Genomic DNA, 12544 nt, shown 5'->3' with positions numbered 1-12544 from the left:
AGGAGGTCATACTGACTACATGTTAATTAAGTCGTTGAAAATAAACGGATTATTGGTTGGCACGAATACTGAGTAGATAAAGACAATCAGTAAAGAAGCCCAGGAGGCTCCCATGCTTAGTGCCCAAGACCGTGCCATCGTCAAATCCACCGTGCCCCTGCTGGAAAGCGGCGGTGAAGCGTTGATCACCCATTTCTACCGCATGATGCTGTCCGAGTACCCGGAAGTCCGCCCGCTGTTCAACCAGGCTCACCAGGCCAGCGGCGACCAGCCCCGTGCCTTGGCCAATGGCGTGTTGATGTACGCGCGACATATCGACCAACTCGACCAATTGGGCGACCTGGTGGCCAAGATCATCAACAAGCACGTGGCCCTGCAGATCCTGCCGGAGCATTACCCGATCGTCGGTGCCTGCCTGCTGCGTGCGATTTGCGAAGTGCTGGGCAGCGAGATTGCCACCCCTGAAGTCATGAGTGCCTGGGGCGCGGCCTACGGCCAACTGGCGGATATCCTGATCGGCGCCGAAGCTGCGATCTACGCCGAAAAAGCCCAGGCACCCGGTGGCTGGCGGGGGGCGCGGCCGTTTATCGTGGTCAAGCGCGTGGTCGAGAGCGACGAGATCATCTCCTTCTACTTTGCCCCTGTGGACAATGGCCCGATCCTCGCGGCCGCGCCGGGCCAGTACATCGGCATGAAGCTGGTGCTCGACGGTGAAGAAGTGCGCCGCAACTACTCCCTGTCGGCGTTGACCGATAGCGGGATGTATCGCATCAGCGTCAAGCGCGAAGCGGGTGGCCGGGTGTCCAACTACCTGCACGACCAAGTGCATGTCGGTGCGACCATCGACCTGTTCACGCCGTCGGGCGAGTTCACCCTGGCGGCCAGCGATAAGCCGCTGGTACTGATCAGCGGCGGGGTAGGGATCACACCCACCCTGCCGATGCTCGAAGCCGCTCTGGCTACCGAGCGCCCGGTGCACTTTATCCACTGTGCACGTAACGGCGGCGTACATGCGTTTCGTGACTGGGTGGACGCCCTGGCGGCGAAGCATCCGCAACTCAAGCGCTTCTACTGCTACACCGAAGACGATGGGGTGAGCCCTGCGGCGGACAAGGTGGGTTTGCTCAGCCAGGAACAACTGGCCGCCTGGCTGCCCGAGCAGCGCGACCTGGACGCCTACTTCCTCGGCCCTAAAGGCTTCATGGTCGCGATCAAGCGCCACCTCAAGGCCCTGGGCGTGCCTGAGCAGCAAAGCCGCTACGAATTCTTTGGCCCGGCTGCGGCGCTGGAATAGGGTTTAGCCGATACACCGGGTCGGCATCATCGCGGGCAAGCCCGGCTCCCACAGGGGATCGCATTCCTCTGTGGGAGCCGGGCTTGCCCGCGATGGCGTCCGCCCCGTCACAACATTTCTCTGGATTAATCCGCTGTTAACCCCCCTCTGTTTAAACGGTGGCCTGTGTGTAAACTTGCGCCCATTGGCACAACCAAACAAAGGGATACGGGGATGAGTGACGAATTGCGTTTAGGCAGGGAGCGGCGCTTTCTGGTGTTGCTGGGCATCATCTGCCTGGCGTTGATCGGCGGTGCGTTGTACATGCAGGTGGTACTCGGCGAGGCGCCATGCCCGCTGTGCATCCTGCAACGCTATGCCTTGCTGTTGATCGCGATCTTCGCGTTCATCGGCGCGGCCATGCGTAAAAAAGGTGCGATCACGCTGTTCGAAGGCCTGGTAGTGCTCAGCGCCCTTGGCGGTGTCGCCGCCGCCGGTCATCACGTGTACACCCAGTTCTTCCCCCAGGTCAGTTGCGGCATCGATGTGCTGCAACCGATCGTCGATGACCTGCCGCTGGCCAAGGTGTTCCCCCTGGGCTTCCAGGTCGATGGCTTCTGCAGCACACCGTACCCACCCGTACTGGGGCTTTCCCTGGCGCAATGGGCATTGGTGGCCTTCGTGCTGACCGTGATCCTGGTACCGCTGGGCATCTATCGCAATCGCCAGCGCAAAGCCTGAATCATTCACTCAAACGCCCCGGCGCTTCTTCATGAAGGCCGGGGCGTTTTTGTGTGTGGGAATTTGTGAACGGAACGTGACGCCGGACAATTTTGGGTGCGCGCAGTGTGCGACATGTTGTCACACGGAAGCCGCCGCAGGACGATTCTGACCCGCCGAACACCCGCTTAAATTTGCATAAAACCGCCAAGATGTGCTGTCAGTTCGTGGTGCTGGGAAGGCCGCGCACCTCGCGCCGCGCCAGGGATTCGGTGATGTCCGAATGCCTTGTTTTATGGGGGGTTGCATCGGTTTGGCAGCCCCTTACACACGGTAAGGGGGGCGGCAGGCTGCCCTGTAACACGGCAATTTTTGTGGTTTTTGTGGAGAATCGAACACGATAAGATCGCGAACCGTTGCAATAATGGTGAAGGATTATTGCTGTAATCGATAAAAATTATTTCTTTATAAGACATGGTTTATACATCGCTAGCTAACTACAATCGCCCGCACTGAATGTCCGGTGCTGTTCAATATTTGAGCACTGGAGCGGTCGAGGGGCAGATGGACGGCTCTGTGCGACCCCAAGGTTCCGGCAGCCTTTCAACTATCCGCACCAAATGGAATTGGTCTGTAACAAGGCCTTTAACCACGAAATCGAATAAGAACTCACCGCAGGTCCGTGAAACGTTCCCTTATGACGTGATGGGCAGGCTCTTATTCAATCGAAGAGAAATGCCAACCCTTGGCAGGGTGAAGTGTTGGCGATCAAAACCCAACTGCATTGCGCAAGCTGCTTTAGAGGTCGTGAGATGAGTAAAAACAGGTACCCCCGATTACTAGGCTTTTTGCCGCTGCTTGGCATGATGTTAATGCTGGGAGGCTGCAAGTGGACCTTGATGGACCCGAAAGGACAGATCGGTCTGGATCAACGAAACCTGATCATCACCGCCACCCTGCTGATGCTGCTGGTCGTGGTTCCTGTGATCATCATGACCTTCGCCTTCGCCTGGAAATACCGCGCGTCGAACACCAGCGCGACCTACGCGCCGAAGTGGTCGCACTCCACCAAGATCGAAATCGCGGTGTGGCTGGTCCCGATCCTCATCATCATCGCCCTGGGTTACATCACCTATAAGTCGACCCACGAGCTGGACCCGTACCGTCCGCTGGAGTCCGACGTCAAGCCGATCAACATCGAAGTGGTCGCGCTGGACTGGAAGTGGCTGTTCATCTACCCGGACCTGGGTATCGCCACGGTCAACGAGATCAAGTTCCCCGAGCACACCCCGCTCAACTTCCGGATCACCTCCGACGCCGTGATGAACTCGTTCTTCATCCCTGCCCTGGGTGGCCAGATCTACGCGATGGCAGGCATGCAGACCCGCCTGCACCTGATCGCCAACGAAAAAGCTGAAATGGAAGGCATCTCCGCGAACTACAGCGGCGCTGGCTTCACCGGCATGAAATTCAAAGCGATCTCGACGAGCCAGGAAGATTTCAACGCCTGGGTAGCCGAAGTCAAGGCCGCACCTAAACAGCTTGATCAAGCTGAATACGATGCCCTGACCAAACCGAGCCAGAACAACCCAGTCGCCCTGTACTCCGCGTATGAGCCGAACCTGTTTCAGAAAATCGTCGACAAGTACGAAGGTATGAAGCCAGGCAAGCCGGTCAAGCACGAGAAGAAAGAAGTGGCCGTGGTTGAAGGTTCTGACACGGGCTCGCATTCAACTGCTGGGGCAGAGGAGTAAACGATGTTTGGTAAATTAAGTTGGGATGCGGTCCCGTTCCACGAGCCGATCGTGATGGTGACCATCGCCATGATCGCGCTGGGTGGTCTGGCACTGTTTGCAGCAATCACTTATTTCAAGAAGTGGACCTACCTGTGGACCGAGTGGCTGACGTCCGTCGACCACAAGAAAATCGGCGTCATGTACGTCATCGTGGCCATGGTCATGCTGCTGCGTGGTTTTGCCGACGCCATCATGATGCGTACCCAGTTGGCCATGGCCACCGAGGGTTCGCCTGGCTACCTGCCACCTGAACACTATGACCAGATCTTCACCGCCCACGGTGTGATCATGATCATCTTCATGGCGATGCCATTCTTCACCGGCCTGATGAACCTTGCCTTGCCGCTGCAGATCGGTGCCCGTGACGTTGCCTACCCGTTCCTGAACTCCCTGAGCTTCTGGCTGCTGGTTTCCGGTGTTGTGCTGATCAACGTGTCCCTGGGCGTCGGCGAATTCGCCAAGACCGGTTGGGTTGCGTATCCGCCATTGTCGGGGATCCAGTACAGCCCGGGCGTGGGTGTGGACTACTACATCTGGGCGCTACAGTTATCAGGGCTCGGGACGACATTGACGGGGGTCAACTTCCTGGCCACCGTCCTGAAAATGCGCGCCCCTGGCATGAAACTGATGGACATGCCGATCTTCACCTGGACCTGCACCTGGGCCAACGTCCTGATCGTGGCTTCGTTCCCGATCCTGGCCGCTACCATGGCGCTGCTGTCGCTTGACCGTTACCTGGATTTCCACATTTTCACCAACGAACTTGGTGGCAATCCAATGATGTACGTGAACCTGTTCTGGGCATGGGGTCACCCTGAGGTGTACATCCTGATCCTGCCAGCGTTCGGTATCTTCTCCGAAGTGATCTCGACCTTTACCGGCAAGCGCCTGTTCGGTCACCACTCGATGGTCTACGCATCGGGCGCGATCTCCGTACTGGGCTTCATGGTGTGGCTGCACCACTTCTTCACCATGGGTTCGGGCGCCAGCGTCAACGCCTTCTTCGGCCTGGCGACGATGCTGATCTCCATCCCGACGGGGGTGAAGCTATTCAACTGGCTGTTCACCATCTACCACGGCCGTCTGCGTATCACCAGCCAGGTTCTGTGGACCCTGGGCTTCATGGTGACTTTCGCCATCGGCGGCATGACCGGCGTACTGCTGGCCATCCCGGGTGCTGACTTCGTCCTGCACAACAGCCTGTTCGTGATCGCTCACTTCCACAACGTGATCATCGGCGGTGCGGTATTCGGTTACATCGCTGGTTTCAGCTTCTACTTCCCGAAAGCGTTCGGCTTCAAGCTGCACGAAGGTTGGGGCAAGGCTGCATTCTGGTTCTGGATCTCGGGCTTCTTCGTCGCGTTCATGCCGCTCTACGCCTTGGGCTTCATGGGCATGACCCGTCGTCTGAACGCCACTACCAACCCTGAGTGGGTGCCGTACCTGTACGTCGCCATGTTCGGTGCGGTGATGATCGCCGTGGGTATCGCCTGCCAGCTGATCCAGCTGTACGTGAGTATCCGTGACCGTAAGCAGAACGCTTGCGAATCCGGCGACCCATGGAATGGCCACACCCTGGAATGGTCGACTTCGTCGCCACCGCCGTTCTACAACTTCGCCGTGATCCCTACCGCGAACACCATTGATGCGTTCACCGAAGCCAAGGAAGACGGTACTGCGTACCAGCGTCCGAAGCACTACGAACCTATCCACATGCCAAACAACACCGCCACTGGCGTGGTGATGGGCGCGCTGTTGACCGTGTTCGGTTTCGCGATGATCTGGCACATCTGGTGGCTGGCAATCGTGAGCCTGGTGGGCACTATCGGTTACTTCATCATTCACGCTGCCCGTGATGATCAAGGCTACATGGTGCCGGTCGAGACGATCGAGCGCATCGAAGCCGAGCAGCACGCTCGCCTGGTAGCCGAGAAGAAGATCCCGGCCAACCGTGTTGAAACCTCGTTGGAACAGGCTTAAACCATGTCGAACTTAGTGACCAATGCTGGACACGCCCATGTCGATGACCATGGGCACGATGACCATCACCACGACTCGGGGCCGATGACCGTTTTCGGTTTCTGGCTCTACCTGATGACCGACTGCATCTTGTTTGCGTCGATCTTCGCGGTGTACGCGGTACTGGTAAACAACGTAGCGGGTGGCCCGTCGGGCCACGACATCTTTGAACTGCCTTACGTGCTCGGCGAAACCGCCTTGCTGTTGTTCAGTTCGATCACCTACGGCTTCGCCATGTTGGCCTTCTACAAGGGCAACAAGAAAGGCGTACTGAGCTGGCTGGCCCTGACCTTCCTGTTCGGCCTGGGCTTCATCGGCATGGAGATCAACGAGTTCCACCTGCTGATCTCCGAAGGCTACGGCCCGCACCGTTCCGGCTTCCTGTCCGCGTTCTTCACGCTGGTAGGCACCCACGGCCTGCACGTGTCTGCCGGCCTGCTGTGGATGGCGGTGATGATGTATCAGGTCAATAAGCACGGCCTGACCAACACCAACAAGACTCGCCTGACCTGCCTGAGCCTGTTCTGGCACTTCCTGGACGTGGTCTGGATCTGCGTCTTCACCGTTGTTTACCTGATGGGGACTCTGTAATGGCTAATGCACACTCCCATGACCATGACAGCCATGATGCAAGCCACGGCAGCGTCAAGTCGTACGCCATCGGCTTCATCCTGTCGGTAATCCTGACGCTCATCCCGTTCGGTCTGGTGATGTACCCGACCCTGCCGAAGTCGATCACCTTGATGATCGTGCTGGCATTCGCGGTGATTCAGGTTCTGGTGCACCTGGTGTACTTCCTGCACCTGGACCGTTCCAAGGAGCAGCGCGACAACGTGGTTGCGTTCGTGTTCGCAGGGATCGTAATCGTACTGCTGGTTGGCCTGTCGATATGGATCATGTTCAGCATCCATACGTTCATGATGGCGAAGTGAGGTAAGACCCGATGTCGCTTAAGCACTTTATCCAAATCACCAAACCGGGGATCATTTTCGGTAACGTGCTTTCTGTGGCGGGCGGTTTCTTCCTGGCCTCCAAGGGACATGTCGATCTGGCCATCTTCCTGGCTGCAATGATCGGTACGTCCCTGGTGGTAGCTTCCGGATGTGTGTTCAACAACTGCATCGACCGTGACATCGATATCAAGATGGAGCGCACCAAGAATCGTGTGCTGGTCCAGGGCCTCATCTCCCTGAAACTGGCACTGATCTACGCGACCGTCCTGGGTGTTGCCGGTGTGGCGTTGTTGTACAAGGTGGCCAACCCGCTGGCGGCGCTGTTTGCCGTGATCGGTTTTGTCATCTATGTCGGCCTCTACAGCCTGTACCTCAAGCGCAAGTCGGTTCACGGCACGCTGGTGGGCAGTCTGTCGGGGGCGATGCCGCCGGTGATTGGTTATGTGGCTGTGACCAATAGCTTCGACATGGCCGCGCTGACGCTACTGGTGATGTTCAGCCTGTGGCAGATGCCGCATTCCTACGCCATCGCGATTTTCCGCTTCAACGACTACCTGGCTGCTTCGATTCCGGTATTGCCGGTAAAACGGGGTATCCAGGTCGCCAAGAAACACATCCTGCTGTACATCCTGGCCTTCCTCGTGGCGACCTTGATGTTGACCTTCAGTGGCTACGCCGGCATGAGCTACCTTGCCGTTGCCGCCGCCATGGGCATGTACTGGTTGTACATGGCCTGGACCGGCTACAAGGCGGTGGATGACACCGTCTGGGCGCGCAAGCTGTTCGTGTTCTCGATCTTCACCATCACCGCGCTGAGCGTGATGATGTCCCTGGATTTCCAAGTGCCGAAAGAGCTGCTGCTGACCTACGCTCACTGAGTGGTCCCGCAGTGAAAAAGCCCCGCCTTCGAGAGAAGCGCGGGGCTTTTTCTTGGACGGGGTTTAAATCCCCGGCTGCGTTTATCGTCATACCCCTCAGTACGTGCTGTGCGAATCCATCACCCGCCTACAAGGAGTAGCCCTATGGTCAGCGTAAGTCGTCGGTCCCTTCTCGCCCTGGGCGCCGCCCTGCCTCTGCTGGGGTGCCTCGATTGGGCGGTTGCCAGCCCGCCGACCAAGATTGACAAGGTGCTGCTCAACTACAACGAAAGCCCCTATGGGCCCTCTCAGGTCGCCCGCGAAGCCATGCAGAAGGGAATCGCCACAGCCGGGCGTTATCCCTACAAACACATGTACGCCCTGGCCGGGCTGTTTGCCCAGCAGCAGGCGATTGCCGAAGAACAGGTGGCGGTATTTGCCGGCTCCATGGCTGCACTGCGCTATGCCGTTCTGGCATTCACCAGCGAGACCCGCGGTCTGGTGATGGCTACGCCATCCTACGAAGTGCCACGTCAGGCGGCGCAGGCGAACAAGGCCTCGGTCAAGGAAGTCAGCCTCAACGCCGACCACGCCCACGACATCCCGGCCATGCTCGCTGCCGACCCCCAGGCTGGCATGCTCTACCTGTGCAACCCCAACAACCCGACCGGCACCGTGACGCCCACCGACGCCATCCGCCAGGCCTTGGCACACAAACCCGAAGGCAGCGTGTTGGTGGTGGATGAGGCCTATATCGACTTCGCCAATACGCCCAGCGTGGTCAGTTGGGTCAAGGACCACGATGACCTGCTGGTGCTGCGCACCTTCTCGAAAATCTACGGCATGGCCGGTGCCCGCCTGGGCCTGGCGGTCGGTCATCCGGCGCTGCTGGAACGCCTGGCCGTGTTTGGCGGTGACAACGTCCCGGCGGGCAGCACGTTGCTGGGCGGCCTCGCCAGCCTGGAGGACGTGAAGCTGTTGCCGCAACGCAAAGCCCTCAACAATCAACTGCGTGATGAGACCGTGGCGTGGTTGAAAGGCCGGGGTTTCACCTGCACCGCGTCACAGGCCAACTGCTTCATGATCGACGTGAAGCAACCGGCGGAGCAGGTGATCGAAAAGCTGGCGGCGCAAGGTGTGATGATCGGCCGGGTGTTTAAAAGCTGGCCACAATGGGTACGGGTGACGGTGGGGGACAAGCAGGATATGGCGAGGTTTCGCGAGGTGTTTGCGCAGCAGGTCAGTTGACGCGACGCCGAACACATGTGGGAGCAACTGTCTTGATGACCATAACTTGGCATCCCTTTCAAGGTCTTTGAAAAACCGACCCTATCTGGCTGATACCACTCCATTAAGGGCGAACACTGCAACTGTGGCGAGCGGGCTTGCCCCGCGTTGGTTGCGAAGCGACCCTTGAAGGAGGAATGCGGTGAGTCAGGCATTCTTCGGCCGCGGGTTTCAGGGCTGCTTCGCAGCCCAACGCGGGACAAGCCCGCTCGCCACAGAGTACTTATCGCCTGTTCTACCTAAAGACCTTGAAAGGGTTGGGATTAAGGGTTACTGCTGCGCGATGCTGTACCCATCAAACGCCGTCTGCTGCTGCAACGCGGTAATCACGCTCTTGCGGTTCAAAGGCTGTTCGGCACCGGCGTTATCCACAAAGCTCTCGACTTCCAGCTCCGCTTCATCGCCTTCACCCACAAAGCTGAAGCCCAGGAACTCGAACGCCTCACGGTCAACGTTCAGTTTCGAGCGCGGCGTGCGCAGCGGCAGGGTGACGCTGATGCCATCCTTGCTGATCACAAACACTTCGGCTTCTTTCTTCGGGCGGGATGCCTTGCTCTTGCCGGCGCTCGGGTTGCTGATGGCCTGGTGGCTCTGGTTCAGCACTTTCAACGCCAGGCCGTAGACCAGCGCCTGGAACTCGGGGTCGTCCTTGAAGCAGGACAGGATGCGGCTGATGGAGAACTGGCTGCTCAAGTTTTCCAGGGCGGCATTGTCGGCGGCCTCGGCGTCCTTGAGCTGTTTGAGCTGACCCATCAGGTCGTAGGCCTTGTCGTCGTCGAAGGCATCGTGGGCCTGACGGATGGCCACGCGCAGTTCGCGGATCTGGTCGCTTTCCTTGGAGGTGTGGAACGCGTCCAGCACCATCTCGCTGATGATCTTGGCGGCGGGCAGATGCTGTGAAAGATTGATGGCGTTTTCGTATTCGGCTTTGGCGTGCAAGGCGACGACGGATTCTTCGGTGGCAGATTGTTCGGTGTAAGAATCGGACATTGAAATTTCACTACTTCAGTAAACGAGGACAAAAAAGCGTCGGGCATTTTCAGGGGGGAGGGAGGTCAGGTCAAGGCAGCACACTGCCTTTGAGGTTCCGCTGATCCATATCAAGTGGCTGCTTGGGGAATTTCGCGACAACAAGCCTGGGGCTTGGCTGGCCCTGGTGATCTGCCTGATCACGCATAAAAACAATTGCAGACCTGAACCGAGGAGACCACTCCAGGTCAGGTTTTAAAGGAGTATTGCGATGTTCTCGGGACAACCGCGCCCGGACTTCCCCGACAAGGTCAAGGACTAGCCGAACGGCGGCAGGCCCGTGGATGCGCGCTACTAGTCCAACTGCTTGAGGCAGGCCTCGAGGATATCCAGGCCTTCTTCCAGCACTACGGGTTCAATGGTCAGCGGCGCAAGCAAACGGATAATGTGCCGCGACTTGCCGCTGGGCATCAGCAACAACCCGGCGCCCCGCGCCAGGCCCAATAGTTGAGCGAGCTGTTGCGGTGCAGGGGTGCCGTCGGCGTTGGCCAGCTCGATGCCGCGCATGGCGCCGACGCCGGTCAGGCGGCCCAGGTACGGCAGGCCTTGCGCCCGCCAGCTTTCATAGCGGCTGACGATGGCGTGTTGCTGCTGTGCGCCCCAGGCGTGCAGGTGTTCGTCGGTCATCGCATCCAGCGTGGCCAAGGCCGCCGCACACGCGATGGGGTTGCCGGAATAGGTCCCGCCCAAACCGCCTTTGGGCAGGTTATCCATCAGCGCCTTGCGCCCGACCACGGCGCCCAGCGGCACTCCACCGGCGATGCTTTTGCCGAGCAGGATCAAGTCCGGTTCGATGCCCAGGCGCGAGAACGCAAAGCGCTGGCCGGTACGACCAAAGCCCGACTGGATTTCATCGGCAATCAGCAGGATGTCGTGTTCATCGCAAAAGCGTCGCAGCGCCTGGGCGAATTCGCTATCCAGTGCGAGAAACCCGCCTTCGCCCTGCACCGGCTCGATGATGAAACAGGCCACATCGTTGACATCGATTTCCACGCTGAACAGGCGCTCCATGGCCTTCAACGCTTCGGCGCAGGTCACGCCATTGTCGGCACTCGGATAGGGCAGGTGATACACCGGGCCCGGCAGCACACCGACTTTCTGTTTGTAGGGGGCCACCTTGCCGTTGAGGTTGAGGGTGGCCAGGGTACGACCGTGGAAGGCACCGTCAAAGGCGATCACTGCCGTGCGGCCAGTGGCGCCGCGCACGATCTTCAGGGCGTTTTCCGCCGCTTCCGCGCCGCTGTTGGTGAGCATGCCGCTGACTGGGTAAGTCACCGGGATGAATGCGGTCAGCCGCGCCATCAGTTCGATGTAGGGTGTGTGCGGGGCGGCGTTGAACGCGTAGTGCGTCAACCGGGTGGCTTGGTCACGAATCGCCTCGACCACGCCCGGGTGGCAATGACCGAGGTTGAGCACACCGATGCCGCCGACAAAATCGATGTAGCGTTTGCCCGTGGTGTCCCAGACTTCGGCGTTCTTACCGTGGCTGAGGCTGATGGGGTGCACGATGGAAATCGACTGGCTGATGGTTTCGTGGCTCATGAATCGCAGACTCGGCAGTGACGGGCGTCTTTTTATCTAAGCCGGGCACCCACCCTTGTCGCAAACGAAATAAAGTCGCCGGGTCATGACTGAAAATCGCGATGTGCGCCTACATAGTCGACCATCCAGCTCAGGAAAGCCTTCACCTTGGGAATCTCGCCGGCATGTTCGGCATGGGCGATAAAGTGCGCGCCGCTGCTGGGCATCGCATAGTCCCAGGGGATCATCAGGCTGCCCTGGGCCAGCTCCTCGGCCACCAGATACTGCGGCACCAACGCGACGCCATAGCCCGACTGCGCCGCGCGAATGCACATGTAGAACGTGTCGAAGCGCGGCCCGTGATAGCTGTTCTGCGAGTGCAGGCCCTGCTCCAGGAACCACTCATGCCAGGCCTCCGGGCGCGAGGTGCATTGCAGCAGGGTGTGACGTGACGAAGCATCACTGCCTTCGGCGACAAAACCCGGCGCACACACCGGCACCACTGCCTCACGGAACAGCTCGATGCAAGTTGCTCCCGGCCATGAACCCTGGCCGAAGAAAAACGCGATATCCGCCTTGGCCTGCAACACATCGAACGGCTCCAGCTCGTTGCGCACATCCAGGTGGATGTTCGGATGCTTCGCTGCAAAATCCTTGAGCTTGGGCACCAGCCAGCGGTCGCCGAAGGTCGGCTGGGTGGCGATGCGCAGCACTTCGGTCTCGCCGCCGTAGGTGAGGATGTAGCGGCTGGAGATGTCCACCTGTGTGAGGATCTTGTGCACTTCGGCCAGGTACAGCGACCCGGCCGGCGACAGGTACAAACGCTGGCGCACCCGGTCGAACAGGTTGTGGCAGAGCATCTCTTCCAACTGCGCGACCTGTTTGCTCACCGCACTCTGGGTCAGGTGCAGTTCTTCGGCGGCACGGGTAAAGCTCAAGTGGCGGGCGGCTGCCTCGAAGCATTGCAGGGCGGTCATCGAAGGGGTCAAGCGTTTTGAAATCATGCACTTCATTCCAAATCGGAAGGAGCCTTTGCCTAAAGGTCGTTTGTGGCAGCGGCGCAAAGCCGTTGATACTGCCCGGCAGCAC

11 protein-coding genes are annotated in these 12544 nt (G+C 59.1%); 8 read left to right on the top strand and 3 right to left on the bottom strand.

The window, feature by feature from the left end; all coding sequences use genetic code 11:
• Nucleotides 1–112 precede the first annotated feature (112 nt).
• The 8 genes from hmpA (at nt 113) to ptaA (ending at nt 8866) form a co-directional block, all read left to right on the top strand.
• Complete coding sequence (gene hmpA / locus LUU92_RS24120; RefSeq protein WP_092249340.1) at nt 113–1294, top strand: NO-inducible flavohemoprotein; 1182 nt, start codon at nt 113–115, stop codon at nt 1292–1294.
• 213 nt (nt 1295–1507) lie between these two features.
• The gene (locus tag LUU92_RS24115) at nt 1508–2014 is read left to right on the top strand and encodes a disulfide bond formation protein B (protein WP_058426762.1); all 507 of its coding nucleotides are present in this window, start codon (nt 1508–1510) and stop codon (nt 2012–2014) included.
• 791 nt (nt 2015–2805) lie between these two features.
• Nucleotides 2806–3747: a ubiquinol oxidase subunit II gene (gene cyoA / locus LUU92_RS24110; protein WP_071489203.1), complete on the top strand. Its 942-nt coding sequence runs from the start codon at nt 2806–2808 to the stop codon at nt 3745–3747.
• Between the two features lie 3 nt (nt 3748–3750).
• Nucleotides 3751–5769, top strand: coding sequence for a cytochrome o ubiquinol oxidase subunit I (gene cyoB, locus LUU92_RS24105; RefSeq protein WP_071489204.1), 2019 nt, complete (start codon nt 3751–3753; stop codon nt 5767–5769).
• Between the two features lie 3 nt (nt 5770–5772).
• Nucleotides 5773–6399: a cytochrome o ubiquinol oxidase subunit III gene (locus LUU92_RS24100; RefSeq protein WP_058426759.1), complete on the top strand. Its 627-nt coding sequence runs from the start codon at nt 5773–5775 to the stop codon at nt 6397–6399.
• A complete protein-coding gene (gene cyoD, locus LUU92_RS24095; RefSeq protein ID WP_016979640.1) occupies nt 6399–6740 on the top strand; it encodes a cytochrome o ubiquinol oxidase subunit IV in 342 nt (113 codons plus the stop codon). The genes LUU92_RS24100 and cyoD overlap by 1 nt, the downstream gene beginning before the upstream one ends.
• An 11-nt stretch (nt 6741–6751) precedes the next feature.
• Nucleotides 6752–7639, top strand: a complete 888-nt coding sequence (gene cyoE, locus LUU92_RS24090) for a heme o synthase (RefSeq protein ID WP_003194050.1) — start codon at nt 6752–6754, stop codon at nt 7637–7639.
• 144 nt (nt 7640–7783) lie between these two features.
• On the top strand, nt 7784–8866 hold the full coding sequence (ptaA, locus tag LUU92_RS24085) for a pyoverdine biosynthesis transaminase PtaA (RefSeq protein ID WP_257102746.1): 1083 nt from the start codon (nt 7784–7786) through the stop codon (nt 8864–8866).
• A 309-nt stretch (nt 8867–9175) separates the two neighbouring features.
• On the opposite strand, the gene LUU92_RS24080 is transcribed toward ptaA, so the two are convergent.
• The 3 genes from LUU92_RS24080 to LUU92_RS24070 all read right to left on the bottom strand — a co-directional run bounded on the left by LUU92_RS24080 (nt 9176) and on the right by LUU92_RS24070 (nt 12459).
• The gene (locus tag LUU92_RS24080; RefSeq protein ID WP_257102745.1) at nt 9176–9895 is read right to left on the bottom strand and encodes a hypothetical protein; all 720 of its coding nucleotides are present in this window, start codon (nt 9893–9895) and stop codon (nt 9176–9178) included.
• 333 nt (nt 9896–10228) lie between these two features.
• Nucleotides 10229–11476, bottom strand: a complete 1248-nt coding sequence (locus tag LUU92_RS24075) for a 2-aminoadipate transaminase (protein ID WP_257102744.1) — start codon at nt 11474–11476, stop codon at nt 10229–10231.
• 83 nt (nt 11477–11559) lie between these two features.
• A complete protein-coding gene (locus tag LUU92_RS24070; protein WP_071489208.1) occupies nt 11560–12459 on the bottom strand; it encodes a LysR substrate-binding domain-containing protein in 900 nt (299 codons plus the stop codon).
• Nucleotides 12460–12544 lie beyond the last annotated feature (85 nt).

Origin of the sequence: Pseudomonas extremorientalis, assembly GCF_024584605.1 — a bacterium.
Taxonomy (GTDB): domain Bacteria; phylum Pseudomonadota; class Gammaproteobacteria; order Pseudomonadales; family Pseudomonadaceae; genus Aquipseudomonas; species Aquipseudomonas extremorientalis.
This window is presented reverse-complemented; position numbering and strand designations above follow the sequence as displayed.

Excerpts from the sequence above, each read along its gene's own strand:
- hmpA (WP_092249340.1), top strand. The coding sequence starts at position 113 with ATGCTTAGTGCCCAAGACCGTGCCATCGTCAAATCCACCGTGCCCCTG.
- LUU92_RS24115 (WP_058426762.1), top strand. The coding sequence starts at position 1,508 with ATGAGTGACGAATTGCGTTTAGGCAGGGAGCGGCGCTTTCTGGTGTTG.
- cyoA (WP_071489203.1), top strand. The coding sequence starts at position 2,806 with ATGAGTAAAAACAGGTACCCCCGATTACTAGGCTTTTTGCCGCTGCTT.
- cyoB (WP_071489204.1), top strand. The coding sequence starts at position 3,751 with ATGTTTGGTAAATTAAGTTGGGATGCGGTCCCGTTCCACGAGCCGATC.
- LUU92_RS24100 (WP_058426759.1), top strand. The coding sequence starts at position 5,773 with ATGTCGAACTTAGTGACCAATGCTGGACACGCCCATGTCGATGACCAT.
- cyoD (WP_016979640.1), top strand. The coding sequence starts at position 6,399 with ATGGCTAATGCACACTCCCATGACCATGACAGCCATGATGCAAGCCAC.
- cyoE (WP_003194050.1), top strand. The coding sequence starts at position 6,752 with ATGTCGCTTAAGCACTTTATCCAAATCACCAAACCGGGGATCATTTTC.
- ptaA (WP_257102746.1), top strand. The coding sequence starts at position 7,784 with ATGGTCAGCGTAAGTCGTCGGTCCCTTCTCGCCCTGGGCGCCGCCCTG.
- LUU92_RS24080 (WP_257102745.1), bottom strand. The coding sequence starts at position 9,895 with ATGTCCGATTCTTACACCGAACAATCTGCCACCGAAGAATCCGTCGTC.
- LUU92_RS24075 (WP_257102744.1), bottom strand. The coding sequence starts at position 11,476 with ATGAGCCACGAAACCATCAGCCAGTCGATTTCCATCGTGCACCCCATC.
- LUU92_RS24070 (WP_071489208.1), bottom strand. The coding sequence starts at position 12,459 with ATGATTTCAAAACGCTTGACCCCTTCGATGACCGCCCTGCAATGCTTC.